Source organism: Paenibacillus sp. GQ49 (assembly GCF_059759055.1).
The window spans coordinates 48721-71162 of sequence record NZ_JCAXEL010000008.1; the positions used below are offsets into that span (position 1 = coordinate 48721).

Consider the following 22442-nt stretch of genomic DNA (forward strand, 5'->3'; position numbering starts at 1 on the left):
GAGATTGGACAAGATGCAAGAAACATCGGCTCTAGGCAATGTATTGATTGTTGGTGGAGGCCCGGCGGGTATTCATGTTGCCGTGGATCTGTCCAAAGGTTGGTCTCATCGGATCGGTGTGGCGAACCGGAAGGGAATACACGCAGAGCGACTTCTAACGGAGCTTGAAGAGCACGAATTCCACGTATCCACAGAGGTTCTGGTCGGACGTGCCAGACATCTTTCGGCAACTGCCCGCCTGGACAGGTTTTATGCAGGATTCGACACGATAGAAGATGATTGGCAAACCATTGTTTTGTGTGTTCCCTGTCACAGCTACGTTGATGTCATCCGTGAATTAAAGCTGGATTACAGGCTTGAGGTTAAACGAATCATTCTCATCTCTCCGGGCATAGGCTCGAACATGCTTGTTCAAGAAAGTCTCGATGCAGTTAGAGATCGCATAGAAGTGATCAGCTTCTCGACATACTATGCAGCTACTAAATTTGACCCGGCTGCTGCTACTCTCCTGAAATCTATCGTCAAAGGCTTGAAGAGAAAAATTCACATGGGTTCCAGTCGAGCAAATAGTCGTACGCTGTTCCACCTTCAAGACTTTTTCGCCAGTTTAGGCATTGAAGCTGAACAGACCCCGCATCCAATTGGAGCCGAAAGCAGAAGCATTACGACCTATGTGCATCCACCGTTTTTTATGGATTCATTTTCGTTAAATGAAATCTTCAGCCATACTCGTTCCACCAAATATATGTATAAACTATACCCGGAAGGACCCGTTACACCTGGCACCATCCACAGTATGGTCCGGCTGTGGAAGGAAATTTCCTGCGTGCTTGTGAAGTTTGGAGCGGAACCGATGAACCTGCTGAAATTTATGAATGATGACAACTATCCTGTCCAGGAGCAGTCACTCTCCAGATCAGATATCGAGGGATTCGTTCAGTTTGATGAACTTCATCAGGAGTACTTACTGTATATCAGGTACGCCGCGCTCCTCATTGATCCCTTCTCCAGCCCGGGCAAACAGGGTCAATATCGTTCATTTGCAGCTGTACCTTACCAGCAGGTAAGCCTGGATCATGAAGGGAAATGGGTTATTCCGCGTATTCCTTATGAAGATTACAGAAAATTAAAACTGTTATACCATATTGGACAAACTTTGCAAATTCCAATGCCTCAAGCCAGAACGCTCATGCAGAACTTTGAGCATCAATTAGGGGCATTTATGAAACAACAAGGAGCAGATGCATTTCGTTCTGAACTCGTCCAGGACAACACCTTGGAGGAAGCGAAAATTATTATCCGTAAAATGCACACGCAGTATTTAAAGGGTAGAGAGGATGTTTTCAAATCATGAGTTTAGGAATTCGATCACAGCGTAGTAAAATCTTCTTTGGATTTATCTTGATATTATGTGCGGTCACCTTTCTGTCTGGATGTAGTCAGGCTAGTCGTTCCTCCGGTTCATCTAGCGAGGAAAATACGCCTGCTACATCCGTCTCTAAAGACATTACAATCATACATAGTCTTCCCAATGATACGCTGGATCCGCACAATACGTGGATTACGTTGCGTGCTGGTGTAACGGAAACATTATTGCGACTGGATGAAAATATGAAGATTTCTCCGTGGCTCGCAAGTGACTGGGAAACCAAGGATGATCGCACATGGGTCTTCTCGATTCGGGAAGGCATACAATTTCAGGATGGAACACCACTGGATGCTCAAGCGGTAAAAGCATCGTTTGAGCGTGGCATTGCCGACAGTAAAGCACTTGCCGCCGCTCTTAAAATCGCTTCAATGGAGGCGAACGGACAGCAACTTCAAATTACGACAACCGAGCCTTACCCGGCATTTCCTACAGAACTGGTGCATCCGACCACCAGTATTATCAGTGTAGCTGCCGAGAATCAAATGGGCAAAGAGGCATTCAACAATGCCCCGGTAGGAACCGGTCCGTTCAAGGTTACCAGCTTCACACCGGGCAGCGAAATTCATCTGGTGCGTAACGACGATTACTGGGATGGCAAGGCCAAGTTAAATGAGGTTACATTCAAATTTAATGCTGATGCCAATGTCAGAACGCTCGCTTTTCAGTCCAAACAAGCGGACATTGTATTTCATTTGTCTCCAGAGATGCTGACATCTATCGAAGCTGACAACGAGCTCAGCGTTAGCTCGGTTACGAGCTTGAGAACACATTATTTTACCTACAATCCTGCAAGTTCAAGCGTCAGCGATCACCGTGTTCGAGAAGCCCTGGACAAACTGATTGACCGGGATTCGATTGTACAGGATATTATGCTTGGTCATGCTTCACCAGCCAATGGTCCATTTAATGCTTCACTTCCTTTTGGCAATAGAGAAGGGTATCAGAAACTGGACGAAGCAGGTGCACTCCGGCTATTGGAAAGCGCAGGGTACACCAAAGGCTCAGATGGGAAATTTCAAAAAGATGGAAAACCGTTGACATTAAAACTGATTGCTTTTACCGGCGTGAATCCCGAGCTGCCGCTGATACCGCAGGTAGTTCAGTCAGAAGCAGCCAAAGCGGGTATTACGATTGAAATTGTTTCTGTAGAATATCCTGAAGTATACATCGCAGATCATACCGATTGGGATATGTCTACATCGAGTTATTTGACTTCCCCAAGAGGAGACGGAGGCTCATTTCTGAATTCCGCATATGTTCCGGGTGGCTCTTACAACCCTGCCAATATTCAAGTCGATGGATTGGAGCCCATTCTGAAGGAACTGAATGAGACAGGTGATACAGAGAAACGAAACGAGATTACTCAGCAGGCAGTGACAGTGATCAACAAGGCTTTGCCTCATTCCTATATTATCAATCCCAACATTCTGGTGGGGATCAATCAGCGGGTAACCGATTGGAAACCTGGAGCAGAGGAGTTCTATATCGTAACGCATACACTGGATGTGAAGTGACATGGTTCGGCAATCCTTTTCACGAATCATTCAGCTGATCCTTGTACTTTTAATGCTGAGCCTGGCAACCTTCCTGCTGATGAAGCTGGCTCCAGGTGATCCCGTACTTACGATATTGAAGGCCAACGAGGGAGCTGTCTCCCAATCGGATCAGGACCAGGTGCAAGAACAGCTTGGATTGAATTTACCACTTGTGCAGCAGTATGGTCTCTGGCTTCAGGGCGTGATTCAGCTCGACCTGGGAAAGTCATTTGTTAATAACCGGGCTGTGTGGGACCTGATGATGGATCGACTTCCCGCCACAGTATCGCTGACTTCAGGTGCGATTGTCGTGTTATTGCTTATATCCGTCCCGCTGGCTATATTGGGTGCAAAATATAAAGGGAAATGGCCGGATCATCTCAGTCGACTATTCGCATTGATCGGAGCTTCCATCCCCAGCTTCTGGCTAGGCTTATTGTTAATCTACGCCTTTGCCTTCAAGCTAAACTGGCTACCTACGATGGGCAGTGGCAACGTCAGGCATCTCATTCTTCCATCGATTACACTGGGGTTTGTCATGGCCCCCGAGTACATCCGCTTGCTTCGGTCGGGACTGCTGGATGCGTTATCGCAGGAATATGTGCGCGCCGCTCGTGCAAGAGGCATAGCGGAGTGGAGGGTCATCGCCAGACATGCACTTCGTGCCGCTCTTCTGCCAGTCATTACGATTTTCGGAATGAGTCTGGGTGCACTGCTGGCAGGTTCAGTCGTGACTGAAACTCTTTTTGCCTGGCCGGGTCTGGGAAGTATGGTCATGGAAGCGATCACTCAACGGAACTATCCGGTTATTCAGGGATATGTTCTGCTGACAGGCGTATTCATTGTGACAGCCAATGTGCTTGTGGATCTTAGTTATAGTCTGCTCGATCCCCGAATTCGCTCGGGAAGGGGGAGAAACGTGTGAAATGGACATCACTTGAGAATCTTGTGGAATTTCATAGAGGCCAAAGTCTTCGATTGAGTCCGCTACTGTGGCTCGGTGCGGGCATCATTCTGTTTTTCCTCCTTATCGCTCTCATTGGACCCTGGATATTGCCTAACGATCCTCTGCTGGTTCGTATGTCCGATCGTTTACTTCCACCCAGTGCCGAATTTCCGCTAGGTACTGACCATCTGGGCAGATGCATTTTGTCCCGCATTATAGATGGGACCCGAACAACGATGAGCACATCCTTTCTAGTGTTGACTACAGTCATCCTTATAGGTGTTCCCATAGGCATGTTATCCGGATTTTGGGGTGGTAAGCTGGATACGTTACTTATGAGAACCGTCGATGGCATTGGTGCAGTTCCTGAATTTCTATTGGCTGTTGCTGTTGCCGGTTTTCTTGGTCCAGGTCTGCTTCATGTCATGCTGGCTGTGGCGTGTGTGAAATGGATTACGTATGCAAGATTGGTGCGGAGTATTGTGCTGCTGGAAAAGGAAAAAGATTATGTCAAAGCTGCTGTTGTGGCTGGTAGCGGGATGTGGATCATTCTTTATCGTCATTTGGCAAGACAGGTTGCGTCGCCGCTCGCGGTCATGGCTGCACTCGATGTAGGCCGTTTCATTCTGCTGATATCGACGCTTTCATTTCTCGGTCTGGGTGTGCAGGCTCCTGCTCCGGAGTGGGGGGCGATGCTGAATGAAGGACGCTCGTACTTCCAGGCGGCCCCACAACTGATGATTTACCCTGGGTTATGCATTCTGATGGTTGTATTCAGCTCTAATCTGATCAGCGACGGCATTCGGGACCATCTGGACATACGTAATCGTTAAAGTGTTTTAATGTGGATGGGAGGGAAAAGCATTGAGGAAATTAACGGAAAGGCAACCCATCCTGGATGTAAATCATTTGTCGATCAGTGCCGTCCATCAGGGTCACAGCCACAGAATTACGGAAGATATTTCATTTAATATTCATATCGGGGAAACACTGGCGATTGTCGGAGAAAGTGGAAGTGGAAAAAGTGTTACAGCCAGTGCGATCGCCGGCCTTCTGACCAAACCACTCGCCATTACCCATGGGCAGATTGTTTTCCAAGGGATAAACTTGTTAGAGTCACGGGCAGGGTACGTGAAATCGCTGCGGGGTAAAGAAATTGGTTACGTGTTTCAGGACTATCGCGGTAGCTTCACACCGTTCATGAAGGTCGGCCATCAGTTGATGGAAGTCATCCGTACACATACCCGGGCTACACGAGCGGAAGCGAAAGAAATGGCGCTAGACTGGCTACACCGTGTAAAGCTTCCTGCCGAACGATCCTTTCGGAGCTATCCGTTTCAGTTGAGCGGAGGACAATTGCAGCGGATTGCACTTGCAGCCGCTTTGATGCTGAAGCCAGCTCTGCTGGTTGCAGATGAACCGATTACAGCGCTTGATGTCGTCACTGGACAAGCCATTATGGACTTGATGCAGGAGCTTCAGCATGAAGTCGGTTGCGCAATTTTGCTGATCTCCCATGATTTGAGACAGGTCGTTAAGCGTTCACACCGAATCGCGGTCATGCAAAGAGGCCATATTGTGGAAATAGGAAGCCGGGAACAGATTAAGCATGCCCCACACCATCCCTATACGCAAGCGCTGCTCAAGGCTTGTCCGATAATCTCTCGCAAGCAGCATACGAGTCCACAAGAAACACAAGTTTGGGGGTAACAGAAGATGGAGCCTTTACTGCTGGTTAAAAATCTGGTTAGAACCTATGGACGAGGTAGGGATGCGGTCCGAGCAGTTCATCAGGTTTCGTTCACCATACAAAAAGGGGAGTGTCTGGGGCTAGTTGGCGAGAGCGGCAGTGGCAAAAGCTCGCTGGCGCGACTGCTGCTGGCCTTGGAAAAACCTGATCATGGAGAAATACGACTGCTGGGAGCCTCACTTGTAGAGGCGAAAAAGAATACGCTCCGAAAGATGAGGCAACACATTCAGGTTGTATTTCAGGATAGTAATGCCTCCCTGAATGATCGGTTGCCTGTCTGGCGTTCTGTACTGGAGCCTTTGGACAATTTTCCAGAGGTTAAACCTCCCTTTCTGGTGGATGTCAGGGAGAACAGACGTGCAACATCGGCAAGGCTGCTGGAGATGGTGGGACTGGGACCGGAACATCTGGATCGTTACCCCCATGAACTGAGTGGAGGACAACGCCAGCGGGTAGCCATTGCAAGAGGCATCAGCCTCAAGCCAGAGCTGCTCATCTGTGATGAGCCCACTTCCAGCCTGGATGTTACCGTGCAAGCGAATATTCTCAAGCTGTTAAAACAATTACAGACCAATCTGGAGATGTCATTCTTGTTCATCTCCCATGATATTGCAGCCGTTCATCAGATGAGCAATCGAATCCTCGTCATGAAGGATGGGGCAATCGTTGATGAGTTTGCAAGCGAGCAAATCAGCGAGCCAGAGAGACATGATTATACAAAATGTCTGCTTTCAGCGGTATATGACCTGGAGCAATAGTTTTTTCTTTACACAAGTTATGATGAAAGAGGTTCTAATGAAAAACGGTGTATGGTTAGCGTTGTTCTCCTCATTGGTATTCAGTGTGATGAACGTTCTTGTGAAAGAGATCAGTGCGACGATTCCACCGGCAGAGATCGCTTTCTTTCGCGGACTGATTGGAACTATTCTGATCCTCGTATTGATGCGTTACGGACAGATTTCTTTTTCCCAAACAGGAATTCCAATGCTGGCATTAAGAGGTGTACTCGGCGGGTTGTACATGCTTGCCTATTTTTTTACCTTGTCCAAGATTCCATTAACTGACGCGAGCATACTTGCACAGATGTCACCCGTCTTTGTCATTGTGCTCTCAGTTATTTTCCTGAAAGAGCGACTTTCCCGCAGAACTATAGCGATACTGCCCTTGATTTTCCTGGGTGCAATACTTCTGATCAAGCCCCATGAGTATGCCAGTTATTCTGCCTATGCTCTGGTTGGGATATTAAGCGCTGTCTTTTCGGCAGCAGCCGGGATCTCCATTCGCTACTTGAGCAAGACTCATCCATCCTATGAAATTGTATTTTATTTTGTGGCTACCTCAGCGCTGGTCGCATTGCCCTTTATGTCACAGCAATTTGTCGTACCAGACCCGATGCAATCGGTGTACCTTCTAGCCATTGGTGTGGTTTCACTGCTTGGACAAGTGTTCCTGACCCGGGCATTCACACATGAAAGTGCTATCGTGGTTCAGGTCGTCAGCTATTTCGGTCTGGTATTGAACGGAATATTCGGCTTTATATTCTGGCAGGAAATTCCGGATATGCTTACCGTGCTTGGCGGTGTGATCATTGTTACGGGGTGTATCGCCCTATCAAGTCGAAGAGGGGCGAACAAGACACGATAGATGTTTGGCCTACGTATTTCAAATGAAGGAGGTTATGATCTTGAACAAACAAACGCTGTATGATGTATGGTGGCACCACCCTGGAGAAGGAGATCAGGGGATGGAAGATGATCATATCCCACACTGGGAGAGAATACTTGGTTTTATACCGGAAGAGCGTCTGGAGCAATGCAGTGTTCTTGATTTCGGCTGCAACCAGGGAGGATTCCTGAGGCTTCTACACTCTCACCGGCCTTTCAAGGAAGGTGTTGGAACAGATCTGGCACGTCAATCCATTGAAATTGCCAATCAGCGCATGGGAGATCTGCCGCTGGAGTTCTATGCTACTGGGCAGCCTGAGCAGTTTGTGCATCGGTTTGATTTAGCTTTTAGTCTGGCCGTGTTGTATTTGATTCCCGATCTGAATAAACATGCGTTGCAGATCAGAACCTGTCTCAAGCCAGGTGGCATTTATTATGCTACCTTTGCCGACTACGGTAGCAACCCCAGTTTGCCCGAGATCAGGGATCGCATTAACGGCAATGCAGCCATTCCTATGCAGGATCACACACTGGATACCATATCCGAAGCGTTCATGCTGGCAGGATTTCAGGTGAGCGTGCGTCGCATGCTGCCAACAGGATTCGTCGATCTGTCTCATGGTAAGAAGTGGTATAAACGAGTGGCAGATCAATTGCAGTTTGCCTATGAACAATCCTATATATTCCGGTTTGTTGCTCCAAAGGCTAGCATAAATGGTCTCTAGGGGTAGATTATAGAAAGGGTATGACTATTGTTGTATCCTCCTGGCTCAAGTGATTGATTTCAATGGCTTGAGCTTTTTTTGTCACAAATTTTAGCTTTAATAGCTCATTGGGGCTATTACGAATATTAATACCCATCAAGTACGATATAATACGTATTGTTTTTTCAATCAGATGCTTTTATCGATGGAGGTTAGACAACGTTGCAGACACAGAGAAAAATAACGATGATTTTGGTTTTATGCACAGTGCTTTTCGTTTCGGCCTGTTCCAGTACGCCGAAGGATGCAACAACGCAACCTGCAGCGACGAAAGACAAGGAAGTTACGTTTTTGTTCAACTTTGCAAGCCAGACGATTGATCCACATCAAGATTATACCCCTTTGAGAGCTGGAGTGACTGAAACCTTGGTTAAGTTGGGTGAGGATCTGCAGATCGAGCCCTGGCTGGCTGAGAAGTGGGACACGACAGACGGACAGCATTGGACATTTGAGATTAAGAAGAATGTAACCTTCCAGGATGGACGGGCCCTGGATGCCGAAGCTGTAAAACAATCTCTTGAACGGGCGATCAAGGTGAATCCGGGTGTAGAACAGGTTTTGAACATTAAGGAAATGAGTGCATCCGGTCAAACACTGAATATTACGACTGAGCAACCCTTCCCGCAGTTTCCATCCGAGCTTGTTCACCCGAACGCATCCATTCTGGATGTCAATGCGGCTGACCCGGACAAAACACCTGTTGGAACTGGACCTTTCAAAGTTACGTCCTTCACAGCGGGAAGCTCACTCAAGGTGGAGCGCTACGATGAGTATTGGGGCGGAGCTGCCAAGCTGAGTCGTGCCTCATTCAACTTTAATGAGGATGCGAGTGCGCGCCTTTCGGCTCTGATGTCGGGAGATGCGGATATTGTATATCGCCCGCCAACTGAAAGTCTGGAAACGATGAAAAGTGACTCCACTCTTCATTTGGAATCGGTCACAAGCTTGCGCACACACGAGCTTATTTTTAATACAAACCAACCCGAATTCAAGGACAAATATATGAGAAAAGCCTTTGATGCTCTTGTCAATCGTGAAGAATTGAAGGACGTGATTATGGGTGGACAGGCTACGCTCGCAACAGGACCATTCATGCCTGGTTTCTCCTTTATTCCTTCCTATGAAGTCAAAACGACAGGTACCGAAGCAGCACTGGCATGGTTTGAAAAGGCTGGTTATCAGGTGGAACAGGGTAAAGTAAGCAAGAACGGCAAGCCGCTTAGCCTGAAGCTTGTAACGTATACATCACGGGCGGAATTCCCGCTGTTTGCTCAGGTACTGCAAGCACAAGCGAAGGAAATCGGTATCCAGATTACAATTGAGTTTGTGGATAATTATGAAGACTATCTGCTCACCAAAGATGACTGGGACCTGGGCACATACAGTCCATTAATTGCACCACGCGGAGATGCCAGTTACTTCCTCAATGTAGCTTTCAAACCCGACGGGACGCTGAATTTCGGCAAAATTAATGATTTGCAGCTGAACAAATGGATTGACCAGTTGGATCAGATGGTGGATACCGATAAACGAAATGAATTAATTGAAAAAATCCTGATGCATATTGATGAAGAAACTTATTACTCCTACCTGGTTCATCCCAATACGCTCGTTGTGTATAAAGATCGGGTGAAAAATTGGGTAACCAGCAAAAGTGAGTATTACATGCTGACCAATCAACTGGATGTGGAATAGACATGAACAAGCTCCTGAAACGAAGTATAGAGTTCATTCTCTTTATTTTGCTTCTGTCCTTCATTAGCTTTGTGTTCGTAAAATTAGCTCCCGGTGATGCGGTAAGGGAAATACTGCGCTCGGATGATGTGGCCGTGACCTCTTCCCAAATGGAGAAACAGCGTGAGGCTTTGGGGTTAAATGATCCTGTGCTCGTGCAATACGGGCAGTGGCTCGGACGTCTTGTCCGACTCGATTTGGGAACTTCATATATGACCAATCGTCCGGTAACGGAGGAATTACTGGACAAATTGCCGGCAACCTTGCTGTTGACGTGCACTTCACTGCTTGTGCTGATCGTCATCGCCATTCCGCTCGGCACACTGTCCGCCTTATATCCCCATCGCGTCATCGACCGGTTCAGTCGTCTTCTGGCTGTACTGGGCACCTCAGTCCCTAGCTTCTGGCTGGGGCTTCTTTTAATAGAAGGCTTCTCAGTGAGAACACATCTGTTTCCCTCTATGGGGACGGGGAGCATTGCGCATCTGGTGCTTCCATCCCTTACACTGGGATTAACCATGGCCGCCGTATACGTGCGTCTCATTCGTTCAAGTTTGCTGGAAAGTCTGGGTCAGGATTTTGTTCGGGGTGCACGATCCAGAGGAATAGGTGGCTCGAGTGTGCTCCTTAGACATGCCTTCAGGCATGCACTCACTCCCGTTGTCACCATGTTTGGTGTAAGCATCGGAAGCTTGCTTGGGGGAACGGTCGTGATTGAAGTGCTGTTCGCCTATCCCGGTATGGGCAAATTCATTGTTGATGCCATTCAGAGTCGTGATTATCCGGTTATTCAGGGCTATATGGTACTGATGGGCCTGATCGTTACAATCATCCACATGCTCGTCGACCTTCTGAATGACGTTCTGAACCCCGAGATCCGGTTGAAGGGGGAACGATAATCATGCTTAAAACCAAGTTTAGACTTACCCCTCCGGTGCAAAAACCAAAAATGAGCGTTCACATCATCATTTTGGTACTCGTTGTTTTGACCTTGATCTGTGCTCCTTATGTGGTTCCACATGATCCCTATGCGGTCAACTTGGCGATACGACTTCTGCCCCCAGGTATAGATCATCTGCTGGGGACCGATGATCTTGGTCGAGATCTATTATCCCGTATGCTGCTCGGGGGAAGGAATACGGTAGGAACCAGTTTAAGTGTTCTCTTCGGTTCACTCGCCATCGGTATTCCCGCAGGATTAATGGCCGGGTATGCAGGCGGGTGGCTGGATCGAATCTATAAACGAATATCGGATGCTTTTCTTGCATTTCCGGATTTTATTATTGCCATTGTGCTTAGTGGGCTGATGGGACCAGGTATCTTCAATCTGATGATTGCCATCGTTTCGGTCAAATGGATTACGTATTCCCGCATCGTTCGAAATAGCGTGATCGCGAAGAAACATCAGGAGTATATTACCATCGCCCGCCTGAGTGGATTACGTCCTCATCAGATTTTGTGGAAGCATTTACTACCCCATGCGTTGTCTCATGTGATTGTGATCGCTTCGCTGGATATGGGTAAAGTCATTCTCATGATTGCCTCGCTCTCCTATATCGGATTGGGGGCACAGCCTCCTGCACCAGAATGGGGGGCCATGCTGAACGAGGGACGGGCATATTTTCATAGCTCACCTTACCTTATGATTGTCCCTGGACTCGCGATTATGCTCGTCGTGCTCTGGTCCAACATGCTGGGAGATCGGGTGCGCGATAGGCTGGATATCAAACGAAGCAGGGAGTGAGAAGCTGATGAGTTTACTCGAATTAAAAGGACTCCGACTTATCGCCGGAGAGAAGATCCTTATTCACGATATGCATTTGTCCGTAAAGGCTGGCGACTGGCTGACTGTCATTGGGGAAAGTGGCAGCGGAAAAACACTTACAGGTTTGTCTATCGGTCGTTTACTTCCAAACGGGGTGCGCCATGCGGCTGGACAAATCACATTTAACGACCAGTCTTTATCGGAGTTATCCGAGAAACAGATGAATGGGCTGCGTGGCAAAGAAATCGCGTATGTATTTCAAGACTATACAGGTGTATTTAGCCCGTTTCTTACGATAGGCAAACAACTGGATGAGACGCTTAGGGTTCATTATACATGGGGGCCCAAGGAACGAAAAGAACGGATCGAGCAAGCTCTGAATGACGTTTCCTTACCTGCCAAACGGGTTGTTGTCAGCTATCCGTTCCAGCTAAGTGGTGGACAATTGCAGCGGGTATCCATCGCGATGGCGATGTTGCTTGAACCGAAACTGTTGATTGCGGATGAACCCACGTCTGCGCTGGACTGGGTTACGGGGGCAGAAATACTCGATCTGCTCATTCGATTTCGAGAGAAGACAGACTGTTCCATTTTGTTCATCACACATGACCTGAAGCTGGCTAGACGCTGCGCGGATCAGATTGTCATTATGCGGGAAGGTCGAATCTTGGAATCCGGCAAGGCTGAGGACGTGCTAACACAAACCACACATCCGTACACCCAAAAGCTTTTGGCAGCTGAATCCATACTGTCTTATGCTGAACCTGGCGTCGTTCCGGAACGAGGTGAATTATCATGAGTGAAGAAGCTGTGTTTACCGTTCAAAACCTGATCAAGACCTATGCTGGACAGACAAGGACGATCGACGGAATTTCTTTCAGTCTCCACCCGGGAGAATGTGTGGGGCTGATCGGAGAAAGCGGGAGCGGAAAGAGTACACTGGCACGTTGTATTTTATTGATGGAGAAGATGGATTCCGGGCAAATGTGGTTTCAGGGAAGAGAGATGTTAAAACCTCGAACTACTCTCGCCTATCGAACCCTTGAGGGTCAAGTTCAGGCCGTTTTTCAAAATCCTGCATCGAGTCTCAATCCAAGACTACGGATCATTGATTCCGTGATGGAACCGCTGGACACCTTAAAGAATCGAACACCTGTAATCGTCCAGGATTGCAGACAGGACAGGCTGAAGTGTGCCGAACGGCTACTGGATCTGGTGGAGCTGCCAGCGCATCTCTTGCATCAGTATCCCCATGAGCTCAGTGGAGGTCAGAAGCAGCGCGTCGCTATTGCCAGAGCGATAAGCAGTGACCCATCCCTGATCATCATGGATGAACCCACATCAAGTCTGGATATGATTACACAAGCTCAGATCATCGAGATGCTTATGATACTGCAAAAAAACATCGGATTTGCCTGTTTATTTATTTCACATGATCTGGCTACAATCCAGCGTATATCCGATCGAATTATGGTGATACAAAAGGGACGAATGATAGACCATTTTGCCAAGGAGGATTTATTTTCATCCGAGAGGCATGCATATACACAGCAATTGGTTCACAAATATTCGAAGCGAGGGAGAAAATTATAAAATCCGGCTAATGATAGCCGGATTTATTTTTGACCATATCAGGTAAGGAAATACATTTACCACTTCAACAATTTGTTAGCTTTTTTCTCCATTCAAGATCATGCCTTTTTTTGCTAACCGTACGGCAACCCTACAACAGTTATGAATTACTTCAAGACTCTACCGACATATTACTCTGAATGCAGGAGCGATGTTTACTATAAAGTTATGTAACACGTACTTCTAAAATAAAACACGTTTCTAGAGTTATTCAATCATCATATATTAGACGAAAAGTTGAATCTAAGAGAAGAATAAAATTAGTTAAAAAACCTTCACATACATCTATGAATTAAAGTTCAGAATGACAGTGACGGAAAAATTACTTTTTAAAAATACGGAAACTGACGATTTTGAACGAACAATTATACTACGCATAACTCAAGTTCTGTGTAATTTCACTGATGAAGCAACAATAGGGAGTTTATAAGTATTGATGAAAGATGTTGAGAAATCAAATCATTATCTCATTATTTTTTTATTCGAAAACAATTCTGAACTCATTTATAGTTCGACAAAAGAAGTGTTTTCTAGACAAAGGAATACAGTATACGAGGTTGAATATAAAATATTGTGGTTAAAATACAAATTTCGGAGGATTAAGCACTTGTATTCACCAGTCAATAAGATAAAAAACGAAATGGGCAGGAATAGATTTTTTGTATTTAGTAGGAGGCTTCATAGAGAGGTTAGACTATACAATTCACTTCAATATGATCATTGGGTTCTCACGGAATCCGATGTTACAGTAATGAGTTACTGTGAAAGACCGTTGAAAATAAAAGTATCTATTGCAGGTAAAGTTGTCGAAACAGTTTTTGATATGTGGGTTAAATCAGAAAGTGAAGAAAAGTTTGTGTTTATACGTTATTCCTATGAAATAGATCCGGATAGCAAACGTTCTAGCGAACAAGCGATTTATGAAATGTATGCACAAAAAATATGGTGCGCAGAGAATAATAAGACACATTGTGTCCTGACGGAAGAAAATATACGACACAATCCCACTATTATTGCAAATAAAAAAACGTTGATTCCTTTTTTCACTCCACTTTCTGAAATAAAACCAGAAGTGTATGAGCTGATTTATAGATCAGCTTTAAACGGCCCTATGACAATTCGTGATTTAGAAAAATCTGTTCAATCTAAATATCATCCTGTCATAATTAGGAATTCTATATTTGCATTAATCCTCCATGAGATACTTACTTTTAATCAAGAACAGGACTTACTTTGTGGATTGACGGAGGTGCAGTTGAATGTCGAGAAGACGTATCTTAGATAGTATAAATATTGATCCGAAACATAAAGACATCTCAAATTGGCCAATTGTTAATATCATGCAACTTCAACCTGAAGATAGAGAGATATTCAAAAAACGAGAAGCTGCAGTGAACCTATATATGCTTCACGAAGAAGTAACTTTAGAAAAAATCACAGAACAAACAGGCGTAAGTAAAAAAGAATTAATTATTTTCATAAAGAAGTGTTTAGAATTTGATCCAATAACTGAAGCTATCTGGGGATTTAGAGCATTAATCCCTCATAAGAGAACCAAAAAGTATGATAGAAGTGCAACCACAACTTTTTTCCCACAACAGGAACAGCCCAAATTAAGTGGGGCATTCAATCAACTCCTTGAACAATATCCAGAAATTAGAGAGAAGATCACTTCAGCATATTTAAGACGAAAAGGAAAAAATTCTACAATGCCCACAATCTCGACTGATGGGATCCATAGATTATTCCTAAGTTTGTGCAAAAAGAATGGTATAGGAATACATGACTATCCGTTTAATACAAATGATAAAGGATATCGATCATTATACCGTTTCTTTAAAAAAATTGAGAATAATCATTTTTCAGAAGGTGCAAAGCGTTACGGAAAAGAAGCAGCCAGGCAATCACGGATGGGAACATTGCCAAAACATGAATTGATATTACAAAAGCCTTTTCAACGCGTTCAGTTTGATGGGCATAAGATTGATGCGATGTTTACTATCACATTTAAAACCCCTGAAGGAGACTTATTTACAGAAGTTGTGGAGCGGGTATGGCTTCTTGTAATAGTTGATGTAGCAACTCGAGCAATATTAGGTCATCACCTCTGTGTAAATAAAGAATATAACAAAGACGATGTTTTGCATTGTATTCGCAATACAGTAACCCCTTATGAAAAAAGAAAATTTTCGATACCTGGTATCGATTATGATCCTAAAGGTGGTATACCTTCGGCTGAAATTCCAGAAACGGCATGGGCTCTTTGGGATGAATTCAGCTATGACAACGGTAAAGCAAATTTATCAAATATCGTAACCGATCGTCTTTATGAAGTAGTTCGTTGTACTCTAAATCCTGGGCCGGTCGAGGCTCCAGAAGTAAGAGGCATTATTGAACGATTATTCCGTTCCCTTGAAGTGCTTGGATACCATAAATTAGTGAGTACCACTGGAAGCAATCCTTCTGATCCTCTTCGTAAAAATCCAGAACAACAAGCAAAAAAGTTTGATATTTCTTTATCAGAACTAGAGGAGCTAACTCATATTCTAGTATCTGATTATAATGGTATTCCCCATAGTGGAATTAGAAACTTTTCTCCTCTTCAATTGATGAAACAACGAATTGAAAGAGGGATGGAACCAAGAGTACTTGAACCAGAAAAAAGAAAAGACGCCATTTTTTTTATGATCCAAACTAAAAGAAGAGTGAGTGGGAACATAGAAAAAGGAAAACGACCATTCATAAATTATGAAGGGGTTCGATATCAAAGCGATATTCTTAGTAATAGTCCTCACCTGATCGGCACGGAATTAACAATTGTGGTAAACGTTGATGATATACGAACAGTAAAAGTATTTTTGAGTGATGGTAGTGAGTTTGGATACCTTACTGCATATGGCATTTGGGGGATAACACCTCATTCATTACGAACAAGGAAGGCTATAAATAAATTAAAGAATGAAAGGAAAATATTCTTTACTACTTATCAAGATCCATTTCAAATCTACTATGAGTATAAAGCATCTAAAGCTAAGACTGGAAAGAGAGAACGAAATCATATCGCACAATTACAAAGGGAACTAAACAAAGCCGAAGCAGCATCTACAAATAACCATGAAAAAGAAGAAGAGCAATTCTTTGCTCCAGATGTCCAGTCAACAGGGGATGTAAACAGTTTATTTATTGAAGAAGACGATGACGATGATAGAATTTTTCGAACTTACAACTTTTGAAAGGAAGATTTCTGATGAATATCGATGTTTCAGATATAAACAGGCCATATGTACCCCCAAAGACTCATCCCATCGAAACTGGAATTTACTTCATAGGCACTAAAGAAGTGAGAAGAATGTACAAAAATATTAAGCAATGGATTGAAAACCGAGCACCAGGCGGAATAGCCTATGGCAGACCTAGATTAGGAAAGACTTGGGCCATCGACTACTTAACAAAGGAACTACCAATAGATTTTGGTGAGAAGCTTCCTATTCTAAAATTTAAATGTGAGCAAAATTCAAGAATTAATGAAACCACTTTCTATGAAGAATTATTGGTACAGTTTGGACACGGAATCCCTTTCTCAGGAAGAAAAACTATGAAAGCTGAAAGATTAAAAAAATATCTTCAAGAGATAGTCGAGAGTTCAGGAAGTAAAAGGTTAATTCTATTTATTGATGATGCCCAGCGTCTTGTTCCAGTTCAATACAATATTTTAATGGATATTTATAATTATTTGAAAGAATTCGGAATTAGCATGACAGTTATCTTAGTTGGCCAAGAAGAATTAAAGCATGTTAGATCAGGTTTTATTGCTTCAAAAATGGGACAAATTGTTGGTCGCTTTATGGTTCATGAATACAAATTCTCAGGCGTAAGAACAAAAGATGAGCTGCAAACCTGTTTAGTCGGTTATGACTCTTTATCTGAATACCCTACAAATAGTGGTTGGTCCTACACAAGATTCTTCTTTCCAGATGCATATGAGCAAGGATTTCGTTTAGAATCATCCACAGAGGAGCTATTTTCTACTATATCCAATATTAGAAAAGAAAAAGGAATTACTAAACCTTTAGAGATACCGATGCAATATTTAACACTTACTATAGAATATGCTTTTAAAAAATACGGTGTCTTAGGTAAAAATGTTGACCATTTGACGTCTAGCCATTGGTTAGACTCATTAGGTAAGTCGGGTTATATCGAAAATGAGCTGTACAACGACTTAATTTAGATATATCAGTTCGATTTGAAAAGGTGGTTAAAGATGATTCCTGAACTAAAGGTTTACTTATCAAAGCCAGATGGTTCAATTACTTGGAATACAGATTGGATATCTGAGTTTGAATCTCCCTGGTCTATTTTTCAAAAAATTCAATTCACTAATTTACTTAATAAACGAGACTATTTTCATTTGTTTGGGACTTCAGAGACAATCAAAAAAAAGACTATTGTTGGTGCAAGAAATCATAATTTGTATTCAATGCCCAGTTTTGATGATAATAGATTTATAAACATTTTAGGATTCTCATTAAAAAAATATAATTCTGATGTAATTAAAAACATATCTGGATTTTTGAATGATGGCGGAATGAGAGAAATGCGGGAAATTTCCTCAGGAAATTGGTATTGGAGAAAGTCTTTAACTTTTTGTTGTGAATGCCTAATTGACGGTTACCATAGTATATTGCATCAATTTGGTCTTTTTCAACAATGTCCTTTTCACCAGAAACCATTGTATGATCAATGTCCCAATTGTTCAGCCAAATATCCTTATGAACTATTTAAAGATCAAACTTATTTTGAATCAACATTAACGTGTATGTGTAGTCATCAATACAAAAAATTCAACAGGGGCGTACCCCTTAATACACATTGGAAGGCGTACAGAAATAACGATTTGTCAGATAAACTTGCTATACAATGGCTAAGTCTAAATCAGCTGCAGAAAAGTAACCTGAGCTCAGTATATCTATACCCTCACACCTCAATTAATGAGACACCTCAATTATTAAAGTTTTATTTAAATTATATTGAGAGGGATACAACTCCCGATCAATATTGCGTGGAGACCTCAGATCATCTTAAAAGCATAAATAACATTCCGTACTTAAAAGGGAAATACATTAGAAAAAGAAACAGAGAATTCGAAAACATTAACACAGCAAAAAATCATATCACTTTTTTTTCAAATCATCAAAACATTGTTATGAGCGAATTTCAAATTATAAGAAATTCAATGTTTAGTTCAATTGCGAAACATTTAAGAAGAACTATTTTAAAAAAGCATAAAAGTTGTATTAAACGTTATACCTCCGTTATAAAAACAAAGGAAGGAATGGATATTCCTATCTGCCCTTATGCATCTGCATATGTTAAGTGGAAACAAAAGATAATGAAGATTGTACATTTTTATGATGTAGACGCAATCCCTTATAGCCGGACCAGTTTTTGTTCAGAGAATGTTTCATTTTTAGGTTATTTAGACGAAGACCCAATATTCGACATTATGAATTCTTATTTAGCTAAATTTCCTACAAAAAAAAGCAATTACTCATATATCAGTTGGTTAATTTCACACACCTATAGTTATTTATTTTTACATCTTTTCAAATTGTATCTCACCGATTCAGTTGATAAGATAATTGAGAATAAAGATTTAACTCTGAAGGAAACAATATTGGCCTTTTCTTTTCCAGGTAAGCTCTCCGATAAAGTCCAGAAGTTCTGGGACCAAAACAACCTTAATCATTTTTTTTCTGAAAATGAATTGATATGTCCTTATCCTACAATAAGATCAAAGAGAAGAACATCCAACGAAGAATCATTTCATCCTATGCAACTTGCGTTAAATAGAGATAGAAGCCACATTTAGGATTAGTTCTCTAATTCCATAATTTCAATTAACTCCGAAGCTAATGTTTTTGAACTAGAGATACCTTTTAAATATTTGAAAGGCCCACTAACAGACCAGTCAATCTTTTTCAGGCGCTTTGCTGACTTGATAAACTTTTGATGGTCTATTTGTGTTGAGTTTTCTTTCTTACAGTTAGACAACGCCTTGGATGCAGCCATTGCTAACGCATCCAAACATACAATATGAGTAAGTTTATATTCTTTATAGTTCATCCATTCATGAGGATATTCTTGACGCATTATATTGAAAAATCCAAGTACAAGATCCACCTTTTCATGTTTTGATAAATTTGTAGTCTCAGTATCTCTGAAAAAGTACTTTAACATGCGATAAAGATTCTGCAGAGTAATATGTCTTCCCTTATTACGTTTACCCGTGATGCTACCAATGTGATAGAAAGGACTATCTTTTAATATTAATAATTCAGTAGCTTGCCAACTTAATTCATCTGATTCTCTTTTCAGAAATTTGCTTAAAGAGGTTCCAATCCCTTTGGCTTTTGTATTAATAATATCAAAGAGTTGAATTTCTTCATCGTCATCTAAAAAATGAAATGCCATGAAAGGAATATTAAGTTCTGATTGAGTTTCTTCGATATAACGTTTAATCCCTCCTAGTCGATGCTGTCCATCCATTAATGATGCTTTACTCTTGCAAAATAACCTACCGAACATTGGTCTAGTAGAATCATAAGCTGTAAACTCCCACATACCAGCTGCATTCAATAAAATTGGTGTGAATAATGCGTTTTCGCCTCTGGAAAGATATAATGCAAATTCATCAACACGCTTTGGATCTACTGGCCGTTGATATCCTTTTCCGGAGGGGTCGTTAAATGGCTTAACATAAGTTAGATTCATAGCAATGGAGGTCGGAAACGAGCTTTGATAAGTAATTTTCCCTCTCATTTTTGTTTGTACTACATTTTCTATAACTATTTGATGAGGTAATTGTCTCATGAAGTACACTCCTATAAAAATTTTATTTTTTCTATGTAAAATATATATCTTAAATTATATAATTACTAATGGTAATATATAGTTTAAGTATATTTATTTCATACATAAGTACACCTACTCTTAAGTGAGAGGTGATTGTACTTATGATAAATATTAATGTATATGTAGGCGCACGAATAAAATCTTTAAGGAAATCAAAAGGATTAACCCAAGCTAATTTAGGAGAACAAGTAGATCTCCCACAGCCTTATATTGGTGGGATTGAGAAAGGGGAGAGGAACATATCATTAGATACCTTGCAAAAACTACTCGAAGCTTTAAATATTACACCAGCAGAGTTATTCAACTCGTATGAAAATAAGCTACAAAATAAAGAGACCTTAGAAATTCTTGATAGAATAAATGAATCCCTATCTAATAGAAGTACTGAAGAAATTAAAATAGTGGAAAGCTTTGTTCAAGATATTCTTAAAACAATCGATAATTTGAGAAATTTAAGATAATTCAATCTATTTTATTGAAAATTGGTGCTATTCTTCTAATTAATTTAAAATTAGTGATGGTGAGTGAAAGATGAAGAATAAATTACTTATATTTTATACGGAAAAAGTAAGAGCACGTAAATTAATCTACAGTAAAATGAACTTCTTATTCTGGTCTTATTTGATTTCGTACACTTTAGCTCTTCCGTTGATTATTATTGCGTTATGTATTTGGGTTTGGACAGAAAAGTCAGCCTATGGACCTGTACTGTCAGCAATAGCCCTTGTTGTCTTTCTAATTTTTATACATAGGCGTTTCAATAGTAAGGCTCGTATCATTCTAAATAGAGAATTTTCAATAAAAACTGAAAAAGGTAAGTGGTTAGATGGCTTTCATGAAGTTCAAATTCATATGATAACAGAATATCTGATTGAGCATGATCTATATTCAAAATGGAAAATTGAGAACCTCATGGAAGCGTATAAAGCTGATAATACTAAAGAAAAGATGCCACCACTAGTTGCGCCCAGCATATTGATAGCAGTTCTTGCGCCAAACTTAAATTATTTTCTGAAACATTTTTACGAAGCGACCAACTTTCAGACGAATGAAGGGCAATTTCTTATATTTTCTACAGTGCTACTATTTTCAATTTTTTTTGTTGTAGTTATAACGTTTTGGAAATACATATTTGAAGAATTTTCTGAAATTCTATTGTATAAAAGAATAAATTATCGTAATAATCTTAATTCTATTTTGTACGATATTTTAATTGGAATAGAGAGTTGAAAAATTAAGAAATAAGTTAGTTTTATTAATATGAGTATTACTTAAGAGGTTCTTAATAGTAGTTCTGTAAATCTCCTATTAACTTAGGCATGGCCAGCTTGAAGAATATGATTTTGTATGTATTGATTATAGAAAGGATGATTTTATGGATGATTTGTCTATGGCTTTTTACGATATGAAGTATAAAGAAATTATACGTGAAAAAACTGAAAATGAATTTGAAGATTTCTTTTCTAAGGTGATGCAGATGAAATATAAGGATAATTTTATGCCTTGTCGTCCCTGGGGACAGGATGGAGACAAGAAAAATGATGGCTACTTAATTAGTGAACGACATTTATTTGCTGTTAATGGTCCACAAAGTCTTAACCAAAATAGAATGTTAACTAAGATAAATAATGATTTTACCGGGGCTCTTGATTACTGGGAAAAATATTTTGATAAGTGGTCTTTTGTACATAATCAAAATTCATTACCTCCTAAAATCAACAAAGAGTTGTTGAAATTATCTACTCAGTATACTTCTGTTACACTTACGTTTTGGGGACCAAGTGAAATAAGAGGAATTATTTTTTCATTAGAAGAACCCATTATTAGAGATATTCTAGGTCCAGTTCCATCCAAAAAAAATTATACTACTTTAAAATTTGAAGATATACAACCTGTTATTAAGTCTATTTCAAGAAGATCAAACCCCGGAAATGAGGATTTGAAACCTGTCCCAGAGAATAAACTTTTAATTAATGGGCTAAGTGATCCAATTATTGGGCTTATCAAGGCCGGTTTGTTAAGAGCCCCTTTAGTAAGAGACTATTTAAATCTTCAGACAGATTTAAATTTAGGAGATCAAATTTCTGAAACTTTGCGAAAATACTATGAGGATTTAAGAGATAACTCGGAGTTAGAACCTGATGATATATATAGTGCATTAGCTAAGTTTATAACCGATCCTCATAAGACTGATAATCAAGTATATATGGCTGCTGTTCATACGATTCTTGCGTATTTTTTCGAACAATGTACAATTTTTGAAAGTGTGAGTGCATAAAATGTACAATGAATGTTACATCCATCTGGA

General features: G+C 41.5%; 21 protein-coding genes. 20 read left to right on the forward strand and 1 reads right to left on the reverse strand.

The features are described from left to right. Positions 1–13 precede the first annotated feature (13 nt). From AC6CIF_RS15635 to AC6CIF_RS15715, 17 genes are all read left to right on the forward strand, one after another. On the forward strand, positions 14–1354 hold the full coding sequence (locus AC6CIF_RS15635; protein ID WP_498200350.1) for an opine metallophore biosynthesis dehydrogenase: 1341 nt from the start codon (positions 14–16) through the stop codon (positions 1352–1354). After that, on the forward strand, positions 1351–2943 hold the full coding sequence (nikA, locus tag AC6CIF_RS15640; RefSeq protein WP_105599008.1) for a nickel ABC transporter substrate-binding protein: 1593 nt from the start codon (positions 1351–1353) through the stop codon (positions 2941–2943). The genes AC6CIF_RS15635 and nikA (AC6CIF_RS15640) overlap by 4 nt, the downstream gene beginning before the upstream one ends. A gap of 1 nt (position 2944) precedes the next feature. Then, positions 2945–3889: a nickel ABC transporter permease gene (gene nikB / locus AC6CIF_RS15645; protein WP_149847154.1), complete on the forward strand. Its 945-nt coding sequence runs from the start codon at positions 2945–2947 to the stop codon at positions 3887–3889. Continuing rightward, positions 3886–4743 carry a nickel transporter permease gene (gene nikC / locus AC6CIF_RS15650; protein ID WP_105599010.1) on the forward strand — a complete coding sequence of 286 codons (858 nt, stop codon included), beginning with the start codon at positions 3886–3888 and terminating at the stop codon, positions 4741–4743. The genes nikB (AC6CIF_RS15645) and nikC (AC6CIF_RS15650) overlap by 4 nt, the downstream gene beginning before the upstream one ends. A 31-nt stretch (positions 4744–4774) precedes the next feature. Further along, a complete protein-coding gene (locus AC6CIF_RS15655) occupies positions 4775–5620 on the forward strand; it encodes an ABC transporter ATP-binding protein (protein WP_223200037.1) in 846 nt (281 codons plus the stop codon). Positions 5621–5626: 6 nt separating this feature from the next. Beyond that, positions 5627–6418 carry an ABC transporter ATP-binding protein gene (locus tag AC6CIF_RS15660; protein WP_076331704.1) on the forward strand — a complete coding sequence of 264 codons (792 nt, stop codon included), beginning with the start codon at positions 5627–5629 and terminating at the stop codon, positions 6416–6418. A 37-nt stretch (positions 6419–6455) separates the two neighbouring features. Beyond that, positions 6456–7304, forward strand: coding sequence for a DMT family transporter (locus tag AC6CIF_RS15665; protein WP_105599011.1), 849 nt, complete (start codon positions 6456–6458; stop codon positions 7302–7304). Between the two features lie 40 nt (positions 7305–7344). Further along, positions 7345–8049, forward strand: a complete 705-nt coding sequence (locus tag AC6CIF_RS15670; RefSeq protein WP_076331703.1) for a class I SAM-dependent methyltransferase — start codon at positions 7345–7347, stop codon at positions 8047–8049. Between the two features lie 225 nt (positions 8050–8274). Next, complete coding sequence (gene nikA, locus AC6CIF_RS15675) at positions 8275–9783, forward strand: nickel ABC transporter substrate-binding protein (RefSeq protein WP_076331791.1); 1509 nt, start codon at positions 8275–8277, stop codon at positions 9781–9783. 2 nt (positions 9784–9785) lie between these two features. Continuing rightward, on the forward strand, positions 9786–10721 hold the full coding sequence (gene nikB / locus AC6CIF_RS15680; RefSeq protein WP_076331702.1) for a nickel ABC transporter permease: 936 nt from the start codon (positions 9786–9788) through the stop codon (positions 10719–10721). A 2-nt stretch (positions 10722–10723) separates the two neighbouring features. Continuing rightward, positions 10724–11566 (forward strand): nickel transporter permease, encoded by an 843-nt coding sequence (gene nikC / locus AC6CIF_RS15685; RefSeq protein ID WP_076331701.1) that lies wholly within the window; start codon positions 10724–10726, stop codon positions 11564–11566. A gap of 7 nt (positions 11567–11573) precedes the next feature. Beyond that, a complete protein-coding gene (locus tag AC6CIF_RS15690; protein ID WP_498200351.1) occupies positions 11574–12386 on the forward strand; it encodes an ABC transporter ATP-binding protein in 813 nt (270 codons plus the stop codon). Beyond that, on the forward strand, positions 12383–13180 hold the full coding sequence (locus AC6CIF_RS15695; RefSeq protein ID WP_076331699.1) for an ABC transporter ATP-binding protein: 798 nt from the start codon (positions 12383–12385) through the stop codon (positions 13178–13180). The genes AC6CIF_RS15690 and AC6CIF_RS15695 overlap by 4 nt, the downstream gene beginning before the upstream one ends. A gap of 475 nt (positions 13181–13655) precedes the next feature. Then, positions 13656–14504, forward strand: a complete 849-nt coding sequence (locus AC6CIF_RS15700; protein WP_498200353.1) for a hypothetical protein — start codon at positions 13656–13658, stop codon at positions 14502–14504. Further along, positions 14479–16452 (forward strand): TnsB C-terminal domain-containing protein, encoded by a 1974-nt coding sequence (locus AC6CIF_RS15705; RefSeq protein ID WP_076331697.1) that lies wholly within the window; start codon positions 14479–14481, stop codon positions 16450–16452. Before AC6CIF_RS15700 ends, AC6CIF_RS15705 begins: the two co-directional genes overlap by 26 nt. Before the next feature lie 14 nt (positions 16453–16466). Then, entirely contained in the window at positions 16467–17450 is a 984-nt protein-coding gene (locus AC6CIF_RS15710) for an ATP-binding protein (protein ID WP_076331696.1), read from the forward strand. A 33-nt stretch (positions 17451–17483) separates the two neighbouring features. After that, positions 17484–19091 carry a hypothetical protein gene (locus AC6CIF_RS15715; RefSeq protein WP_076331695.1) on the forward strand — a complete coding sequence of 536 codons (1608 nt, stop codon included), beginning with the start codon at positions 17484–17486 and terminating at the stop codon, positions 19089–19091. A gap of 2 nt (positions 19092–19093) precedes the next feature. On the opposite strand, the gene AC6CIF_RS15720 is transcribed toward AC6CIF_RS15715, so the two are convergent. After that, entirely contained in the window at positions 19094–20092 is a 999-nt protein-coding gene (locus AC6CIF_RS15720) for a DGQHR domain-containing protein (RefSeq protein ID WP_076331694.1), read from the reverse strand. 143 nt (positions 20093–20235) lie between these two features. On the opposite strand from AC6CIF_RS15720, the gene AC6CIF_RS15725 reads away from it, so the two are divergent. The 3 genes from AC6CIF_RS15725 to AC6CIF_RS15735 all read left to right on the forward strand — a co-directional run bounded on the left by AC6CIF_RS15725 (position 20236) and on the right by AC6CIF_RS15735 (position 22412). Beyond that, a complete protein-coding gene (locus AC6CIF_RS15725; protein ID WP_076331693.1) occupies positions 20236–20595 on the forward strand; it encodes a helix-turn-helix domain-containing protein in 360 nt (119 codons plus the stop codon). A 70-nt stretch (positions 20596–20665) separates the two neighbouring features. Beyond that, positions 20666–21364, forward strand: a complete 699-nt coding sequence (locus AC6CIF_RS15730; RefSeq protein WP_498200354.1) for a hypothetical protein — start codon at positions 20666–20668, stop codon at positions 21362–21364. Between the two features lie 145 nt (positions 21365–21509). Continuing rightward, a complete protein-coding gene (locus AC6CIF_RS15735) occupies positions 21510–22412 on the forward strand; it encodes an ABC-three component system protein (protein WP_076331691.1) in 903 nt (300 codons plus the stop codon). The last annotated feature ends 30 nt before the right edge of the window (positions 22413–22442 follow it).